The sequence below is a fragment of the Zhengella mangrovi genome, from assembly GCF_002727065.1.
GTDB lineage: Bacteria > Pseudomonadota > Alphaproteobacteria > Rhizobiales > Rhizobiaceae > Zhengella > Zhengella mangrovi.
The window spans coordinates 99911-117154 of the sequence record NZ_PDVP01000013.1; the positions used below are offsets into that span (position 1 = coordinate 99911).

At 66.5% G+C, this 17244-nt stretch carries 17 protein-coding genes; all 17 read left to right on the plus strand.

What is annotated here, in order from left to right; translation table 11 throughout:
• Window positions 1-22 precede the first annotated feature (22 nt).
• The 17 genes from CSC94_RS17975 (at window position 23) to CSC94_RS18055 (ending at window position 17234) form a co-directional block, all read left to right on the plus strand.
• Window positions 23-799, plus strand: a complete 777-nt coding sequence (locus CSC94_RS17975) for a DUF1217 domain-containing protein (protein WP_099307760.1) — start codon at window positions 23-25, stop codon at window positions 797-799.
• 5 nt (window positions 800-804) lie between these two features.
• Window positions 805-1527 (plus strand): flagellar basal-body rod protein FlgF, encoded by a 723-nt coding sequence (flgF, locus tag CSC94_RS17980; RefSeq protein ID WP_099307761.1) that lies wholly within the window; start codon window positions 805-807, stop codon window positions 1525-1527.
• Between the two features lie 5 nt (window positions 1528-1532).
• Entirely contained in the window at window positions 1533-2909 is a 1377-nt protein-coding gene (locus tag CSC94_RS17985) for a FliI/YscN family ATPase (RefSeq protein WP_099307762.1), read from the plus strand.
• Window position 2910: 1 nt separating this feature from the next.
• Window positions 2911-3384, plus strand: a complete 474-nt coding sequence (locus CSC94_RS17990) for a hypothetical protein (protein ID WP_099307763.1) — start codon at window positions 2911-2913, stop codon at window positions 3382-3384.
• Window positions 3385-3449: 65 nt separating this feature from the next.
• Entirely contained in the window at window positions 3450-3830 is a 381-nt protein-coding gene (locus CSC94_RS17995) for a flagellar basal body protein (RefSeq protein WP_099307764.1), read from the plus strand.
• 2 nt (window positions 3831-3832) lie between these two features.
• Window positions 3833-4249: a flagellar basal body rod protein FlgC gene (gene flgC, locus CSC94_RS18000; RefSeq protein WP_099307765.1), complete on the plus strand. Its 417-nt coding sequence runs from the start codon at window positions 3833-3835 to the stop codon at window positions 4247-4249.
• A complete protein-coding gene (gene fliE / locus CSC94_RS18005; RefSeq protein ID WP_099307766.1) occupies window positions 4249-4560 on the plus strand; it encodes a flagellar hook-basal body complex protein FliE in 312 nt (103 codons plus the stop codon). Before flgC ends, fliE begins: the two co-directional genes overlap by 1 nt.
• A gap of 10 nt (window positions 4561-4570) precedes the next feature.
• Window positions 4571-5359: a flagellar basal-body rod protein FlgG gene (flgG, locus tag CSC94_RS18010; RefSeq protein ID WP_099307767.1), complete on the plus strand. Its 789-nt coding sequence runs from the start codon at window positions 4571-4573 to the stop codon at window positions 5357-5359.
• Window positions 5360-5363: 4 nt separating this feature from the next.
• Window positions 5364-5822, plus strand: coding sequence for a flagellar basal body P-ring formation chaperone FlgA (gene flgA, locus CSC94_RS18015; RefSeq protein ID WP_099307768.1), 459 nt, complete (start codon window positions 5364-5366; stop codon window positions 5820-5822).
• Entirely contained in the window at window positions 5822-6925 is a 1104-nt protein-coding gene (locus CSC94_RS18020) for a flagellar basal body P-ring protein FlgI (protein ID WP_099307786.1), read from the plus strand. Before flgA ends, CSC94_RS18020 begins: the two co-directional genes overlap by 1 nt.
• Window positions 6922-7425: a MotE family protein gene (locus tag CSC94_RS18025; protein WP_099307769.1), complete on the plus strand. Its 504-nt coding sequence runs from the start codon at window positions 6922-6924 to the stop codon at window positions 7423-7425. The genes CSC94_RS18020 and CSC94_RS18025 overlap by 4 nt, the downstream gene beginning before the upstream one ends.
• The gene (gene flgH, locus CSC94_RS18030) at window positions 7422-8135 is read left to right on the plus strand and encodes a flagellar basal body L-ring protein FlgH (protein WP_099307770.1); all 714 of its coding nucleotides are present in this window, start codon (window positions 7422-7424) and stop codon (window positions 8133-8135) included. Before CSC94_RS18025 ends, flgH begins: the two co-directional genes overlap by 4 nt.
• 9 nt (window positions 8136-8144) lie before the next feature.
• Window positions 8145-8672 carry a flagellar basal body-associated FliL family protein gene (locus CSC94_RS18035; RefSeq protein WP_099307771.1) on the plus strand — a complete coding sequence of 176 codons (528 nt, stop codon included), beginning with the start codon at window positions 8145-8147 and terminating at the stop codon, window positions 8670-8672.
• Complete coding sequence (gene fliP, locus CSC94_RS18040; RefSeq protein ID WP_099307772.1) at window positions 8669-9439, plus strand: flagellar type III secretion system pore protein FliP; 771 nt, start codon at window positions 8669-8671, stop codon at window positions 9437-9439. Before CSC94_RS18035 ends, fliP begins: the two co-directional genes overlap by 4 nt.
• Window positions 9440-9627: 188 nt before the next feature.
• Window positions 9628-11535: an autotransporter assembly complex protein TamA gene (locus tag CSC94_RS18045; RefSeq protein ID WP_099307773.1), complete on the plus strand. Its 1908-nt coding sequence runs from the start codon at window positions 9628-9630 to the stop codon at window positions 11533-11535.
• Entirely contained in the window at window positions 11535-16133 is a 4599-nt protein-coding gene (locus tag CSC94_RS18050; protein ID WP_099307774.1) for a translocation/assembly module TamB domain-containing protein, read from the plus strand. Before CSC94_RS18045 ends, CSC94_RS18050 begins: the two co-directional genes overlap by 1 nt.
• 189 nt (window positions 16134-16322) lie before the next feature.
• A complete protein-coding gene (locus tag CSC94_RS18055) occupies window positions 16323-17234 on the plus strand; it encodes a class I fructose-bisphosphate aldolase (protein WP_099307775.1) in 912 nt (303 codons plus the stop codon).
• The last annotated feature ends 10 nt before the right edge of the window (window positions 17235-17244 follow it).

A 17244-nucleotide genomic window follows, 5' to 3' on the forward strand; every position in this document is an offset into this window, starting at 1 on the left:
GGATGATGCAGGAGGCGCGCCCATGCTCAGCACCTATGTGCAATACAACATGATCGCAAAGAACATGGATCGGTCGGTGGAGGCCGTGAATCGGGATCCCGTCGTCAGCCGCGATACCGAATACTATCTCTCCCATATCACCGAGGTGAACTCGGTCGACGAATTCGTCTCCGACACCCGGTTGTTCACCTACGCGATGAAGGCCTTCGGTCTCTCCGACATGACATTCGCCAAGGCGTTCATGACCAAGGTCCTCGACGAGGGCCACGATGACAAGGAAGCCTTCGTCAACCAGCTCGCCGACACGCGCTACGTCGATTTCGCCAAGACCTTCGACTTCAAGCGCTACGGCGCCACCGCGACGACCTTTACGCGGGCGCAGACCGGCGTGGTCGACAAGTACGTCCGCCAGACGCTGGAGGAGAACGCCGGCCAGACCAACGACGCCGTCCGCCTCGCGCTTTACTTTGAACGCAAGGCACCGGAGATCACCAGCGTCACGGACATCCTCGCCGACAAGGCCCTGTTTACCGTGGTTCGCACCAACCTCGGTCTTCCGACCAGCTTCTCGATGCTCGACATCGATCGCCAGATTTCCATCCTCAAGGACAAGGTGGACCTGAAGGAGTTTTCCGATCCCGAGGCGGTGGCCAAGCAGATCGAGCGCTTCTCCGCGATGTGGGACGCCCAGAACCCCGACCAGACGACGGCCTCGACGATCGGGCTGCTCTTCAACAATTCCGCCAGCACGGGCATCTCGTCCGACCTGATGATGGCCATCCAGACACTGAAGCGGTAGGCGCCATGCAAGTAGGAACCTATGTCGGCCTGTCCTCGCAGATGGCCATCGAGCGGCGGCTCGATACGCTCGCCGACAACGTCGCCAATTCCGGCACGGTCGGCTTCCGTGCCCAGCGCATCCAGTTTCACGAGGCGGTCCAGGGCACCGGCCAGGATGCCACGGCCTATGTCGTGGAAGGCAAGACCTATATCGACGACACGTCCGGCGCCTTCCGGCAGACCGGCAACCCGCTCGATTTCGCCATTCGGGGCAAGGGCTGGTTCGCCGTCAATTCCAGCATCGGCATGGTGCTGACGCGCGACGGCCGGTTCTCGGTCGATCCGGCCGGCCAGCTCGTCAACATCGATGGCGATCCCGTGCTCGATGCCGGCGGCGCCCCGGTTCTGATCAACCCCGCTGCCGGCGAGGTGACGGCCAGCAAGGACGGCCTGCTTTACCAGAACAACCGGCTTGTCGGCTCGCTCGGTCTCTACGAGTTCGACACCACGGGGGAAGTGAAACGCTACGGCGCTTCGGGCGTCATCCCGTCGACCCAGCCGACGCCGGTCGTCGACCGCATGGATGTCGGCACCGTGCAGGGGTTCCTCGAGGATTCCAACGTCAACCCGGTTCATGAAATGACCCGGCTGATCATGCTGCAGCGGACCTTCGACAGCGTCGCTTCGCTGATCAAGGATTCCGACAGCTCCCTCAACAGCGCCGTGCAGCTTCTCGGCGGCAAGTAAGGCTCATGACGGCGACGCTGGATCACCTGGAGGCGATGACCCGCTCGCTCGAAGCGAGCATCCTCCGCGGCGGCTACGTCGATTCCGTCTCGGCCGGTTTCTACCGCGTCCGTGGCCTGGAGACCGATGTCGCGCTAAACGACACGGTCTGGGCGGAAAGCGGCGGCGAGCGCCACTGGGGCAAGGTCATCCGCATCGATCCGGATGCCGTGATCGTGGCACCGTACAAGACGGTCCAGTCGCTGCGCCGCGGCGATGTCGTCCTGGCGGCGGGACGGTCGCACGCACCGCGTCCCAACATGGCCTGGCTCGGCCGCGTCCTCGATGCCCTTGGCGAACCGGTCGATGGCGGCGGCGCGATCCCGGTGCTACCCGAGCGCCGCAACGGCCCGCGCATCGTGCCGGCGCTCGACCGGGCCCGCGTCGATGCGCCTTTCCAGACCGGCGTCAACGTGGCCGATGTCTTCACGCCGCTGTGCTATGGCCAGCGTATCGGCATCTTCGCCGGTTCCGGCGTCGGCAAGTCCACGCTTTTGTCCATGTTCGCCCGCTCCGATGCCTTCGACGTGGCGGTCATCGCCCTTGTCGGCGAACGCTCGCGCGAGGTGCGGGAATTCCTCGAGGATACGGTCGGTCCGGAGTCGCTTGCGCGCACCGTCACCATCGTCGCCACCAGCGACGAGAGCGCGATGATGCGCTGTTCCGCCCCCGTCATGGCCATGGACGCCGCCGAGTATTTCCGCGATCGCGGCATGCGGGTGCTGGTCATGGTCGATTCGGTCACCCGCTACGCCCACGCCCTTCGTGAGGTCGGCATCGCGCTTGGCGAACCGCCCATCGCCCGCGGCTATCCGCCTTCCGTCTTCGCCGCCCTGCCGCAGCTGATGGAACGGGCCGGTCCGGGGCGCGAGGATTCCGGCTCGATCACGGCGATCGCGACGGTGCTCGTCGATGGCGACGATCACAACGAGCCGGTCGCTGACACCATGCGCGGCATCCTCGACGGCCACCTCGTCCTCGATCGCCATATTGCCGACCAGGGACGCTTCCCCGCGGTCAACATCCTGGCGTCCCTGTCGCGCCTCGCACTGCGTGTCTGGACCGACGAGCAGCGCCTGTTCGTCACCGAGTTGCGCGGCCTCATGGCCCGATACGAGGAGACCCGGGAGATCCGGATGCTGGGCGGCTGGATGCGCGGTGCCGATCCCGCGCTCGACCAGGCCGTCGATCTCGTTCCGGTCATCTACGACGCGATGAAACAGGGGCCGCACGACCCGCTGAGCCAGGATCCGTTCGGCGACCTGGCCCGCCGGCTCAAGGAACGCCAGCGCCAGGCGCAGCAGCCGGACGCCGCCCCGCAACAGAACCATGGAGAGAATTGAAATGCGCATCCTGTTCCAGGACCTCGGATGGAAGGCCTCCGGCGCCGCCCTGTCGGCGGTCTGCGGCGCACTTCCTTTCTATATCTACTACCACCAGAACGAGTTCTCCCCGCCGCAGATGCATTTCACCGGGGTTGTCGCCGAAGTCGCCGAGAAGGAGGATCGCACGGCCCGCTTCGAGAGCCTTGGCGCGTCCGGGCAGGTCACCGTGGTCGACGGCGTGGCCACGGGTACGGCGACGCCGACCGAGGAGCCGAAGCCGATCGGCGACCAGCCCTATCCCGGCGATGTGCAGGCCCTGCGCCTCCTGTCGGTATCGGCCAATTCGGCGCTGGTCGTCGATGGCGCGGTCGTCCAGCTCGTGCGTGTCGGCTCGCAGCTCTCCAACGGTGCCCGCGTCGAGGCGATCCGCACTTCCGCAAACGGCGGCGAACTGGTCACCAGCACCGGGCAGGTCCTCTCGGCGGTGCGCTGACAAGGCTTCCGACAAGCTACGCACAAGTCGAATCGCCTAGCCATCGAAGGGAGAAAGGTGAAAAGATGCAGATCCTTCCCTTGCTGAACATGGCGCACCAGCAGGCGACCTGGCTTTCCGCCCGGCAGTCCGCGGTGGCGACCAACATCGCCAACGCCAACACGCCCGATTTCAAGGCGCGCACGGTCACGCCGTTCGAGGTCTACCTCAACGGATCGGGGCGCGATCTTGCCGTCACGCAACCCGATCACCTTCTCTCGTCCGGTGAGAAGGCCTCGTCGGCGCGCGCCGGCCGCGGTGCCGACTACTCCATCTTCAAGACGGCCAAGCCCGTCGTGCTGGAAACCGAACTGCTCAACCAGACCGAACTGCGCAACGACTACGAGCTGAACACGGCCATCGTGAAGTCGTTCCACCGCATGTTCATGTCCGTGGCGAAAGGATAGGCATGGATCCGCTTTCCGCCTCCCTCAACGTTGCCTCGTCGGGCCTGCACGCGCAGTCGACCCGGCTGCGCGTCGTTTCCGAGAACATCGCCAATTCCGCCTCGACCTCGCTGCAGGCCGGCGGCGATCCCTACACGCGCAAGACGATCACCTTCGCCGAGGAGGTCTCGCGCGCCATGCCCGTGTCCAAGGTTCGCGTGGCCCAGATCGGCCGCGACGGGGCTGACTTCCCGCTCGAACTGGACCCGGGCAACGTGGCCGCCGACGCCAACGGCTACGTCAAGCTTCCAAACGTCAACGTGCTGGTCGAAATGGCCGACATGCGCGAGGCGAACCGGTCCTACGAGGCCAATATCCAGGTCATGCGGCAGGTGCGCGAGCTCGTGTCGATGACCATCGGACTGCTGGGGCAGAACTGATGGCCGATCCCGTTTCCGCAATTTCCGCCCTCGCGCTGCCGGTCACCGGCGAGATCGGCAAGACCCTGTCGTCTGCCGACGCGGAGAAGGCTGCCGCGACCTTCGGCGCTGCGCTGAAGAGCGCCGGCGAGAACTTCGCCGGCACCATGGCCGAGGGCGACCGCATGGCGCTGCGCGGCATCATCGGCAATGCCGGCCCCCGCGAGGTGGTCGATGCCGTGATGACGGCCGAGCAGACACTGCAGGCCGCCGTGGCGATCCGCGACAAGATCGTCTCGGCCTACCTGGAAATCAGCCGGATGAGCATTTGAGGAACACGCCATGAGAGCCCTGTCCATCGCCGCGACCGGCATGAGCGCCCAGCAGACCAACCTCGACGTGATCGCCAACAACATTGCCAACGTCAACACGACGGCGTTCAAGCGCGCCCGCGCCGAGTTCACCGACCTGCTCTACGAGGCCGAGACGCTGAAGGGCGCCCCCGCGCAGGCCAACACCAACATCGTGCCCGAGGGCGCCTATGTCGGCATGGGCGTGCGCACCGCGGCCATCCGCAACATCAACCTGCAGGGCGCGCTCGACGCGACCGGCAACGCGCTCGACGTCGCCATCTCCGGCAAGGGATGGCTGCAGGTCCAGGGCGCGAACGGCGAGACGCTCTACACCCGCGCCGGTGCGCTCAACACCAATGCCAACGGCCAGCTCGTCACCGCGGGCGGGAACCCGGTCGAACCGGCCATCACCATTCCGGCCGATGCCGTGCAGGTCGTCATCAACGAGACCGGCCAGGTCTTCGCCCGCTTCCAGGACCAGGTCGCCCTGCAGCAGCTTGGCCAGCTGACCCTGGCCAGTTTCGTCAACGAGGTCGGCCTCCTGCCGCTGGGCGACAACCTGTTCGCCGAAAGCCAGGCCTCCGGCCCGGCCGTGGTCGGCGTTCCGGGCGATCCGGGTTTCGGAACCCTGCGCCAGGGCTACCTGGAATCCTCCAACGTTGACCCGGTCCGCGAGATCACCTCGCTGATTTCCGCCCAGCGCGGATACGAGATGAATTCCAAGGTCATCCAGGCTGCCGATGACATGGCGGCGACCGTTTCGAAGAACCTGAGGTAAGGCCATGACGCTGCGCGCTGCCATACCGGCGCTTGCGGGGCTTGCAGCCCTGGCGGCAGGCGGCACGGCGTCGGCCGAGGCCGTGCTCGTGGCGACGCGCATCATCTATCCCGGCCAGAAAGTGACCGCCGGTCTGGTCGACCGGATCAACGTCAGGGGCAACGTGATTTCGAGCCGTGCCTTCCTCAAGGAGCCGGGCGAAGCCGAGGGAAAGGTCGCGACCCGGACGATCCTGCCGAACCGGCTCATCTATCCCGAGGACCTCAGGGAGGCCGACCTGGTCCGCGCCGGCGTGCCGGTGAAGGCCATCTACCGCTCCGGCGGCCTCGAGATCTCCCTGCTCGGCGTGCCGCTGTCAGATGCCGCCGAAGGCGAGCAGGTGCGGCTGCGCAACCGCGAAAGTGGCCGTCAGTTTTCCGGAACGGTGCAGGCGGATGGTTCGGTGCTGGTGAACATCCCATGATGCAGCTGGTCCGCCTTCTCCTCGCTGCCGTTTTCGCCCTGGCGGCGGTCGGTCCGGTCTCGGCTGCCCGCGTCAAGGATATCGCTGCCCTGCACAGTGCGCGCGACAATCAGCTGATCGGCTATGGCCTTGTGGTTGGCCTCCAGGGAACCGGCGACAGCATGCGCAATTCGCCCTTCACCGAGCAGTCGATGCGCTCCATGCTCTCCAACCTGGGCATTGCGACGGAGAACGGCGCGACCCGGGCCAAGAACGTCGCCGCTGTCATCGTCACCGCGAACCTGCCGCCCTTCGTGCGTTCCGGCGCCCGCATCGACGTGACGGTCTCGTCGCTGGGCGATGCATCGTCGCTGGCCGGCGGCTCGCTGGTCATGACGCCGCTGCGTGGCGCCGACGGCGAGATCTACGCCGCCGCCCAGGGTCAGCTGATCATCTCCGGCTTCGCCGCCCAGGGCGTTGCCGAGCAGGTGTCGCAAGGCGTGCCGACGACGGGTCGCGTTCCCAACGGCGCCATCGTCGAGCGCGAGATCCCCGTCCGGTTCTCCGACGAGAACAGCCTGACGCTCATGCTGCGCAACCCGGATTTCTCTACCGCGGTGGAGATGACCGACGTCATCAACGCCTTCGCGAAGAACCGGTACGGCGTGAAGGTGGCCAAGGAAATGGATTCCCGCACCGTCATCCTGACGCGGCCGAAAAAGACCAGCACGGCCCGTTTCGTTGCCGAGATCGAGAACCTCCAGGTCCATCCCGACACACCGGCCCGCGTCGTCATCGATGAACGCACGGGCACCATCGTCATCGGCCGCGACGTCACCATCTCGCAGGTCGCCGTCAGTCACGGAACGCTGTCGGTGACCGTGACCGAACTGCCCCAGATCATCCAGCCAAATCCGTTCTCCAAGGGCGAGACGGCGGTTCAGCCTTCGACCGCGGTTTCCGCGACCCAGCCCGACTCCGTGGTCGCCATCGTCAACGGCGTCAGCCTGCAGGCGGTCGCGAACGGACTCAATCAGCTGGGCGTCAAGCCGACCGACACCATCGCCATCCTGCAGGCGATCAAGTCGGCGGGCGCGCTGCAAGCCGATCTGGTGCTGCAATGAGCCGCGTCGTCCTCGCCAGCCTGATCGTGCTCGCGGCCCTGGGAACGGGCGCCGCCCTGGCCGGTGACGTGCGCAACCTGTCTGTCGACGGTGCGCCGTCCGCCGACCAGGATACCGAGCGCTACTGCAAGAACATCACGCAGGAAATGCAGGAGCTGCGCTACAAGATCAAGGAAGAGAAGCTGCGCAAGCTGCAGGCCGACGTCGAAGCCAAGATCGCCGAGCTGGAGACCAAGCGCAAGGAACTCGAGCAATGGGTCGGCCTGCGCGACGGCTTCGCCAACAAGGCCACAGACGCCCTCGTTGAGATCTACCAGAAGATGCGTCCGGACGCGGCGGCGGCACGCCTCGAGGTGATCTCGCCGCAGCTTGCCTCATCCATCCTTCTCGCCCTGCCGCCCGCCAAGGCCGGTGTCATTCTCAACGAGATGAACCCCAAGAGTGCGGCCAACATCACGATGATCCTGGCCGCTGCGGCCCGCAAGGATGACGGTACATGAGGACGTTCCTTCACTCCGTGGCCATCACGGGCGCCCTGCTGGTCATGGCGGGATGCAGCCAGACGGTCTCCGAAATGGGGCGGCCCCCGAACATGTCGCCGGTCGGCGCCGGCGTCGAGGACGGCATGCTGGCCTACAAGAGCTATCCCGACAAGCCGGCTGCCAGCACGTCGCGCTACTCGCTCTGGGACGATCGCGCGCACAATCTATACAGGTCGAGCAGGGCGCTTCAGGACGGCGACGTCCTCACCGTCCTCATCTCGATCAACGACAACGCCAAGTTCCAGAACAAGTCCGCACGGTCGCGCAAGAACAAGCGCGACATCGGTCTCTCGGCCGGCTTCGATGTCGGCGGCGCGGGCAGTTCCGCCTCCGCCAATGCCAACCTCACCGGCGGCTCGGACTATACCGGGGACGGCTCGACCGTCCGCTCGGAAAACCTGAGCCTGTCGATTGCCGCGCTGGTCGTCCGCGTTCTTGCCAATGGCAACCTGTTCATCCAGGGCAGCCAGGAAGTCCGCGTCAACAACGAGCTGCGCATACTCACCATCGCCGGCATCGTCCGTCCCGACGACATCGGCCCCGACAACACCATCCGCTACGAGCGGATCGCGGAGGCCCGCGTCACCTACGGCGGCCGCGGGCGCCTGACCGAGGTGCAGCAGCCGTCATGGGGCCAGCGCCTCACCGATCGCATCCTGCCGTTCTGAGGAAACACCATGAACGCGGAAGCCGAAGAAGCCGAAAAACCCTCCGTCATCATGGGTCTCGTGGTGCCGCTTCTGGCCATCGTGCTCGTCGGCGGCGGCGCCGGCTGGGGCCTCGGCACCTTCGTGCTGGCGCCCAACGTGCCAGCGCCCGTGGCCGAGGCCGCCGCTCCTGCCGGCCATGGCGAAGAAAAGGCGGGCGGTCATGACGCAAAGCCCGCCGAGGGCGAAGGCCACGCCGCCGAGACGGGCGGGGTGAAAATCGTCGATCTTGACCCCATCGTCACCAATGTCGCGGTCCCGTCGGAAACCTGGATGCGCCTCGAACTGGCGCTCGTCCTCGACGAGCCGCTCGACATCAACGTCGAGAAATACATCCAGCAGGACCTCTTCGCCTTCGCCCGCACGGTGCACCTGGCCTATGTCGACACGCCGACGGGCTATCTCCAGTTCCGCAACGAGCTGACCGACCGCGCGCGCATGCGCGCCGGCCCCGGCAAGGTCCGCCAGGTGATGGTCAAGGCGATGTTGTTTGAATGAAACGCGTCCTGACCCTGGCAATCGCGCTGGCCCTGGTGGCGCTGCTGGCCCCGGTGGCCATGGCCCAGGCGCCCGGCGGCGGACTGGGCAATGCCCTGTCCAACCTCGCCGAGGCCAACAGGATCGAGGGGCAGACCGCCGGCCAGATCATCCAGCTCTTCGGCCTGCTGACCGTGCTGGCCGTGGCGCCGGGAATCCTCATCACGATCACCAGCTTCACCCGGTTCATCATCGTCTTTTCCATTTTGCGCAGCGGTCTCGGACTCCAGACGACCCCTGCCAACCTCGTGCTGGTCAGCCTCGCCCTGTTCATGACCTTCTACGTCATGCAGCCCGCGGCCGACCGGGCCTGGACCGAGGGCCTGCAGCCGATGATGAACAACGAGATCACCCAGGCCGAGGCACTGGACAGGATCAGCGCGCCGTTTCGCGATTTCATGCTCCAGAACGTCCGCCAGGAAGACATCAAGCTGTTCGTCGACCTGGCCCGTGAACGGGATCCGGCCTACGAGCAGGGCGACACGCCGGGCTGGCGCGTGCTGGTGCCCGCCTTCATGGTGTCGGAACTCAGGCGCGGCTTCGAGATCGGCTTCCTGGTCATCCTGCCGTTTCTCGTCATCGACCTCGTTGTCGCCACCATCACCATGGCAATGGGCATGATGATGCTGCCGCCGACCGTCCTGGCGCTGCCGTTCAAGATCCTCTTCTTCATCCTGATCGACGGCTGGAACCTGCTTGTCGGCAGCATGATCCGTTCTTTCAACTGATCGGCCGCGCCGCTCTTCCGCCTCGAAAATGCCTGCTTTCCTCGCCACAGGGTTGAGCTGCGAATCGGCGGCTTTCTCTGTGCCGAAGAAGGCGGGTCGTTTCTTTTTCCGGCAATCTTCGCGCTGTTACTGAAAAGTTTATTTTCGGGGCCTAATTTTATCGTGATAGCCTTGTAACTGTGTATGCCATGAGTTCGCCCTTTCCCCGCCATGCCGCCATTCTTGCCGCGGCCCTGCTGATCGCGCTGCCGGCCCCGGCGAGCGCGCTGGAGCTGTTTGGCATCAAGATATTCGAGTCCCAGGCGGACAAGGACGAGGCGGCGGTGATTGGCGACCCGCAGTCCTACACCGTCGATTTCTCCGTCGAGGGCGATGACGGCGATGTCGAGGATGCCCTGAAGGGTGCGTCGTCCCTGTGGCAGGGACGGGAGAAACCGGCTTCCGGGGCGGCGGGCCTGATCGCTACGGCCCGCGGCGACTATCGCTCCCTTCTTGGTGCACTCTACCGTCAGGGCCGCTACGGCGGCGTCATCGAGATCAGCATCGATGGCCGAGATGCCGCTGGCCTGCAGCCCGACGCGGTCTTCCCCGAGCCCGTCTCCGTGTCCGTCCGGGTCCGGCCCGGGCCCGTCTTCACCTTCAGCGGGGCAGGGGTCATCAACGCCGCGCCGCCGCCCGTCGAGTCCGGCGACACGGTCGAGGCGCCTGCCGACAAGGGCTATGCGCCCGGTGAAGTGGCACGCTCGACCGCCGTCAAGGATGCCGCGCGCCTGTCCGTGGAGGCCTGGCGCCAGCAGGGCCACGCCAAGGCGCGCATCGCCGATACCGCCATTGTCGCCGACCATGACACCAACACCGTCGATGCCGAGCTGACCGTCGAACCGGGACCGCTTGCCCGCTATGGCCAGGTCTCGGTCGAAGGCACCGCACGCATGGACCCGGAATTCGTCGCGTGGATGGCGGGCCTGGAGCCCGGCAAGGAATACGACCCGGACGACCTGGCCCGCGCCTCCAAGCGCCTCGCCCGCCTGGACGTGTTCACCTCGCAACGGTTCGTCGAGGCGGACGCCATCGGCGATGATGGCATCCTTCCCGTCTCGCTCGTTGTCCAGGAGCGCAAGCCGCGCCGGATCGGCGTCGGAGCGACCTATTCGACCACCGATGGGCTGGGCGTCGAGGGCTACTGGCTGCACCGCAACCTGTTCGGCCATGCCGAGCGCTTGCGCATCGATGCCAAGGTGGCAGGGATCGGCCGCACTGCCGACCCGCGCAATTTCGACTATCGCCTGGCAACAACCTTCACGCGCCCCGGCGTCATCACGCCGGATACCGATCTCATCCTGTCCGGCGAGGTGGAGCGGGAAATCCTGCCGGCCTACAAGCGCACTGCCGGCGGCGGCGAGATCAAGCTGTCCCACCTCTTTTCCGACAAGCTGAGCGGCTACGTCGCCACCTTCGGCGAATACGCCCGCTACAACGACGTCTTCGGCACCCGCGATTTCACCACGGCCGGCCTGCGCTCGGGTCTGATCTGGGATACGCGCGACAACGAGACCGATGCCACCAGGGGCTTCTACCTGTCCGGCGAGGTCGAGCCCTTCTACGAGTTCGAATATGCCAATGCGGCCGTCAAGGCCGTCGGCGAGGCGCGGGCCTATGTCTCCCCGGCCGACAATGACCGCGTTGTGCTGGCCGCCCGCGTCAAGGCCGGCATGCTGGCCGGCGTCCCCATTGCCCAGACGCCGCCCGACAAGCTGTTCTTCGCCGGTGGCGGCGGCTCGGTGCGCGGCTATGGCTACAAGACCATCGGCGTCACCACGCCGCTGGGCCTCGTCGGCGGCCGGTCGCTGTTCGAAACCTCGGCCGAGATCCGCCTGAAGGCAACCGACACCATCGGCATCGTGGCCTTCGCCGATGGCGGTGCGGTCGGTCCGGATGCGGCGCCCGACTTCTCCGCCATGCGCTTCGGCGCCGGCCTCGGTCTTCGTTACTACACCGCGCTCGGGCCGATCCGCCTGGACGCCGCCGTCCCGCTCAACCGCCAGCCGGGCGACAGCCGTTTTGCCGTCTATGCAGGCATCGGGCAGGCGTTCTGATGCGCGCGGTTTTCCTGGCCCTTCTCGCGGTTTTCGCCCTTGTGGCCGTTGCGTCCTCGCAGCAGTCGCCGGAAGAGGAAAAGTCCTACTTCCTGCGTTATGTCGAGGACACGATTTCAAGCGACAACCGGCGCATCACCATCTCCGGCATCGATGGCGTCCTCTCGTCCGACGCCACCATCGGCCAGATCACCGTGGCCGACCGCAAGGGCGTCTGGCTGACGGTCACCGACGCGAAGATCACCTGGACCCGCTCGGCCCTGCTGACGGGCAACCTCGTGATCGACAAGCTGTCCGCCGCCACCATCGACATGACCCGCATGCCGGTGCCCGCCACGGACCTGCCATCGCCGGAAAGCAAGCCGTTTTCCCTGCCGGAACTGCCGGTTTCGGTGAAGATCGGCGACCTTGCCGTTGGCGAGGCCAGTTTCGCCGAGGTGGTGTTCGGCGAAGCGGCGTCCCTGTCGCTGAAGGGAAACATCGCCCTCGCCGATGGCGCGCTCGACGCAAAGCTTGATTTGAAGCGGCTCGACGGTCCGGGAGGCGCGCTGACGCTCGACACGTCCTTTTCCAACGAGACCCGCGTCCTCGCGATCGACCTGGAGGCCCGTGAGCCGGCCGACGGCGTGCTCGCCAACCTTCTCAACCTGGAGGGCCGGCCTGCCGTCGACCTGTCGGTCAAGGGCAAGGGTGAACTGTCCGATTTCGCCGCCGATATCGCGCTCGCCGCCAATGGCGATCCGACGCTCGACGGCCGCGTGACCGTGAAACAGTCCGACGAGGCCACCGGCTTTGCCGCCAGCCTGAATGGCAGGATCGCGGTGCTGGCGCCCCCGGAACTGCGTGGCTTCTTCGGTGACCGCACGACGCTGTTGCTGGCGGGCACCGTGCCTGCCGAGGGCGGTGTCGTCATCGAGACGCTGAAGACGGACGGCGGCGCCCTGTCGCTGTCCGGCAGTGCCCGGGTCCTGCCCGACGGTTTCCTGCGCCGTCTGGATCTTGCCGCCGCGATCGAACCGGTTGAGGGCGACCGTGTCGTTCTCCCGTCGGCCGGCAACGACACCAGCATTGGCGGCGCCCGCCTGTCGGTTGCCTATGGTGACACGGCCGAGGGCCAATGGACCGGCGAGTTAACCGCCCGCAACATCCGGACGCGCGATTTCACCATCGGCGGTTTCCGGTTCGACATGGGCGGCGAAGTGACGTCGCTGGACGATCCGGCCAGGCGCACCGTCACCTTTGACACCAGCGGCCAGGCCGAGGCGGTGAAATCGGACGACCCGGCCATTTCCGAGGCGTTGGGAACCGCCCTGAAGCTCGCTTTCTCGGGGTCCTACCGGGCGGGAACACCCTTCCGGATCGGCAATTTCGCCCTGACCGGCAAGGCGCTGGAAGCCACGGCCAGCGGCCAGGTCGACAAGGGTGTTTTCGACGGGCAGCTTGCCTTGCGCTCCGAGAGCCTTGCGCCGTTCTCCGGCCTTGCCGGCCGGGACCTGTCCGGATCGGCCGACATGGCCGCCAGGGGGACCATTTCGGTCCTGGCGGGCGGCTTCGACCTGGTGCTGGATGGCACCGCTCGCGCGGTCGGCACCGGTGACCCGCGCACCGACCGGCTGTTCGAAGGCGAGACCACGATTTCCGGGCGCCTCGCCCGCGACCAATACGGCTTCAGTGCCGAAAAATTCCGCCTCGGCAATCCCCAGGCCGAAGTGACCGCCGATGGCACGGTGTCATCCGACCGGGCCGATTTCGATCTCGACGCGCGCATCGCGGACCTTTCGGCGCTGAGCGAGAAAATGGCGGGTGCACTGACCGTGACGGGCCGGGTAGCCGGCGACAAGGGGATCATCGGCACCAGCCTTTCCCTGGGCCTGCCCAGCGGCGAACTGGGCGGGCGCCCCGTCAGGAACGCGCTTTTGAAGCTGGACGGCGCCTTCCGCGACGCCGGCTACCGGGGCACCGTGGCCGGCGACCTGTTGCTTGATGGCGCGGCTACGGCCCTGCGCACCAATCTTGCCTGGCTGAACGGCATTGTCAGCCTCGAGGGTCTCACGCTGACAACCGCCGGTGCCCGCCTGTCCGGCGACGTGGCGCGCAATGAAAACGGCTATCTCAACGGATCGCTGGCGCTGGATGCGACCGATATCTCGCGGCTTGCCGCCCTGGCGCTGTACGAGGCCACTGGTGCCGCCAAGGCCAGCGTCGATCTCGCCCATGACGGCGAAAGCCAGTCGGCGAAGGTGACGGCCGCGCTGTCGCGGCTCTGGCTGGCCGAACCGGCGGTTTCCGTGGACCGCCTCACGCTCGATGCCGATGCGGCCGACCTGTTCGCGGTTCCGACGCTTCGCGCGAAGCTCGCCGCGGCCGGCGTCGGGCTTGCCGGTGTCGACATGAAGTCGCTCGAAGCGACCGCCAGCGGCAAGGGTGATGCGACCGACTTCACACTCGATGCAAAGCTGGCCGATGGGGCCACCGCGGCCGTCGCCGGTGCCCTCCAGCCCCGTGATGGCGGCTATCGCATCGCGCTGCAGAAGGCCTCACTGCGCAAGGCGGGCCAGGGTCTCGACCTCAAGGCGCCTGCCACGGTCACCATCGCCGGCGAGCGCATCGACCTCAACGCCCTCCGCTTCGCGGCCGGTTCCGGCGAGATCACGGCCAGCGGTACGGCGGCGCAAACCTACGCACTGCAACTGGCCCTCAACCGGGTGCCCCTGTCGATCGCAAACCTCATTCGCCCCGATCTCGGTGCAGCCGGTACGATCGGCGGTGTTATCAACATCGATGGTCCGCGCACCAACCCGCAGGCCGATTTCCTTTTGCGTGGCCAGGGCATCACGATCGCCGAACTGTCCCGCGCCGGCGTCCAGCCGATTGCGCTCAGCCTTGAAGGGCGCACCGTGGGCCAGCGTCTCGCCGTCGATGCCAGCATCACCAACGGCCAGGGCATGGATGTCCGCCTGACCGGCTTCGCGCCGCAGACTGCGACCGGGGCCATGGATATCGACGTCGCCCTGCGCGCGTTCCCGCTGGCCATCGCCAATGCCAGCGCGCCGGATGCGGGCCTCTCCGGCCGCCTGACCGGAACGGCGAAGGTCAAGGGAACCGCGGCGCGCCCGCAGGTGAGCTTCGCCATCGACGGCAGCGGCGTCAGCGCCAATGCCCTGTCGGACAACGGCATCCCGCCGTTATCCCTGGCGGTGCGTGGCGGTTATTCCGGCCAGGCCGTGACGCTCGAAAGAGCGACCGCGAACGGCGCAGGCGGCCTCTCGGTTGCCGCTTCGGGCACGCTCCCCCTGTCGGGCGGTGGCCTGGCGATCGATTTCAACGGCGCGCTGCCGCTGGCGCTTGCCAACCGCTTCCTGGCCGACCGCGGGGCCCGTGCCGATGGAACGCTGCGCCTGCAGGGCCGCGCCACCGGGGCACTGACCAATCCGGTGGTCACGGCAAGCCTGTCCACCCAGGGCGCGGGCTTCGTCGACCCGCAGTCCCGGGTCCGGCTCAACAACATCGCGCTGTCCGCCAGCATCGAGGGCAACACGCTGCGCATCTCCAGTCTCGGTGCGGCGCTGGCGACCGGCGGCAGCCTGGCCGTCAACGGCACGGTCGACCTGTCCGGCGACCTGCCGGCGGACCTGTCGATCAACCTGAACGATGCCCGCTATGCCGACGGCGAACTGGTGACCGCGAGCTTCGCCGGGCGCCTGACCGTCAGCGGCCCGCTTCTGCGCGATCCGCTCATCGCCGGAATGGTCACGATCAACCGCGCCGAACTTACCGTGCCCGAGAACCTCTCTGCCGCCAACGACGTGGCCGACGTCACCCACCGCAACACGCCGCAGGCCGTGCGCCGGACGATCGAGAAGGCATTGCCGAAAGCCGGCGCCCCTGTGCCGACCGCGCGCCCGTCGGTCCCGCGTCTCGATGTCCGTGTCAACGCGCCGGCACGCATCTTCGTGCGCGGCCGCGGGCTCGACACCGAGTTGGGCGGTTCGGTGAAGCTGACCGGCCCCGTCACCAGCGTTTCGCCGTCCGGCGGTTTCGAGATCATCCGCGGCCGCCTGTCCATTCTCGGCCAGCGCATCACCTTCGATTCCGGCCGCGTCACGCTCATCGGCGACCTCGACCCCTATGTCGATTTCACCGCGACCACGCCGGGCACGGACATTACCGTGACCATCCGCGTCACCGGCCGTGTTTCGGACCTGTCGATCAAGTTCTCCTCGCAGCCCGAACTGCCGCAGGACGAGGTGCTGGCCCGCCTGATCTTCGGCAAGGGCATCTCGTCCCTGTCGCCGCTCCAGGTAGCGCGCCTGGCAGCCGCCGCGGCCGAACTGGCCGGAGGTGGCCCGTCCATCATGGACAGCGTGCGCGAGGCGACCGGCCTCGACGACCTCGATGTCGTGACTGACAAGGAAGGCAACACGGCCGCCCGCGCCGGCCGCTACATTTCCGACAATGCCTACCTCGGCGTCGAGGCCGGCGCCAAGGGCGAGGGCAAGGTGACGATCGACCTGGATATCACCGGCGACCTGAAGGCGCGCGGCGCCCTGGGCACCGAGGGAAGTTCGCTGGGCGTCTTCTACGAGAAGGATTACTGAGCTCACCTGTGGATTACCCGGGCTTGCTCTTGTCTTCCTGTCTGTTCGAAGAATTCTTAAAACGATTGAAATCACAAATATTTACCGAAAACGTTTTTAGATCGGTTCAACCCTGTCCGCGGGGATGGAAACCATGAAAAAGCGTGGCTATAAGGCCTGCGAAACTGGTCCCGCAGAGAGGTCTCAACGATGAATGTGTCGCCGCGCGTAAAGGAAATCCTGTCCTGGTACGAGGGGGAGAACCCCGGCGTGAAAACCAACCTCGCCCGCCTGCTGATGCACGGCAAGCTGGGCGGAACCGGCAAGCTGGTCATCCTGCCCGTCGACCAGGGCTACGAGCACGGACCCGCGCGTTCGTTCCAGCCCAACCCGCCGGCCTATGACCCGCACTACCTTTTCCAGCTCGCCATCGATGCCGGCCTGTCGGCCTATGCCGCGCCGCTCGGTTCGCTGGAACAGGGCTCCGACACCTTCGCCGGCGAAGTCCCGCTGATCCTCAAGGTCAATTCCGCCAACTCACTGGCCACGGGCGTTCCGGACCAGGCGGTGACCGCATCGGTGGACGATGCCCTGCGCCTTGGCTGCGTCGGCATCGGCTTCACCATGTACCCCGGCTCCGACCAGTGCTTCGCCATGCAGGAAGAACTGCGCGAACTGACCCGCGAGGCCAAGTCGAAGGGCCTGATGACGGTCGTCTGGTCTTACCCGCGTGGCGGTGCCGTGACCAAGTCCGGCGAGACGGCGCTCGACATCGTTGCCTACGCCGCCCACATGGCCGCGCTGATGGGCGCCACCATCATCAAGGTCAAGCCGCCCAAGGCCGGCGTTGACCTGAAGGCCGCCGAAAAGGCCTATGAAACGGTCAAGCAGGACACCCTGACCGACCGCATCCGGCACGTCATGCAGTGCTCCTATGCCGGCAAGCGCATCGTCGTCTTCTCCGGTGGCGACGCCAAGGATGCCGACAGCCTGCTCAAGGAGATCGGCGAGATCAACGCCGGTGGCGGCTTCGGCTCCATCGTCGGCCGCAACTCCTTCCAGCGCTCGCACGATGACGCGGTCGCCCTGCTCGACAAGATCATCGGCATCTACAAGGGCTGACCCGGCCGGC

Bases quoted from the DNA above. Each gene is read 5' to 3' on its own strand.
- CSC94_RS18050 (WP_099307774.1), top strand. From the start codon at position 11,535: ATGCGCGCGGTTTTCCTGGCCCTTCTCGCGGTTTTCGCCCTTGTGGCC.
- CSC94_RS17995 (WP_099307764.1), top strand. From the start codon at position 3,450: ATGCAGATCCTTCCCTTGCTGAACATGGCGCACCAGCAGGCGACCTGG.
- fliP (WP_099307772.1), top strand. From the start codon at position 8,669: ATGAAACGCGTCCTGACCCTGGCAATCGCGCTGGCCCTGGTGGCGCTG.
- CSC94_RS17985 (WP_099307762.1), top strand. From the start codon at position 1,533: ATGACGGCGACGCTGGATCACCTGGAGGCGATGACCCGCTCGCTCGAA.
- CSC94_RS18035 (WP_099307771.1), top strand. From the start codon at position 8,145: ATGAACGCGGAAGCCGAAGAAGCCGAAAAACCCTCCGTCATCATGGGT.
- CSC94_RS17975 (WP_099307760.1), top strand. From the start codon at position 23: ATGCTCAGCACCTATGTGCAATACAACATGATCGCAAAGAACATGGAT.
- CSC94_RS18055 (WP_099307775.1), top strand. From the start codon at position 16,323: ATGAATGTGTCGCCGCGCGTAAAGGAAATCCTGTCCTGGTACGAGGGG.
- CSC94_RS18020 (WP_099307786.1), top strand. From the start codon at position 5,822: ATGCAGCTGGTCCGCCTTCTCCTCGCTGCCGTTTTCGCCCTGGCGGCG.
- CSC94_RS17990 (WP_099307763.1), top strand. From the start codon at position 2,911: ATGCGCATCCTGTTCCAGGACCTCGGATGGAAGGCCTCCGGCGCCGCC.
- flgG (WP_099307767.1), top strand. From the start codon at position 4,571: ATGAGAGCCCTGTCCATCGCCGCGACCGGCATGAGCGCCCAGCAGACC.
- CSC94_RS18045 (WP_099307773.1), top strand. From the start codon at position 9,628: ATGAGTTCGCCCTTTCCCCGCCATGCCGCCATTCTTGCCGCGGCCCTG.
- flgC (WP_099307765.1), top strand. From the start codon at position 3,833: ATGGATCCGCTTTCCGCCTCCCTCAACGTTGCCTCGTCGGGCCTGCAC.
- flgF (WP_099307761.1), top strand. From the start codon at position 805: ATGCAAGTAGGAACCTATGTCGGCCTGTCCTCGCAGATGGCCATCGAG.
- flgA (WP_099307768.1), top strand. From the start codon at position 5,364: ATGACGCTGCGCGCTGCCATACCGGCGCTTGCGGGGCTTGCAGCCCTG.
- flgH (WP_099307770.1), top strand. From the start codon at position 7,422: ATGAGGACGTTCCTTCACTCCGTGGCCATCACGGGCGCCCTGCTGGTC.
- fliE (WP_099307766.1), top strand. From the start codon at position 4,249: ATGGCCGATCCCGTTTCCGCAATTTCCGCCCTCGCGCTGCCGGTCACC.
- CSC94_RS18025 (WP_099307769.1), top strand. From the start codon at position 6,922: ATGAGCCGCGTCGTCCTCGCCAGCCTGATCGTGCTCGCGGCCCTGGGA.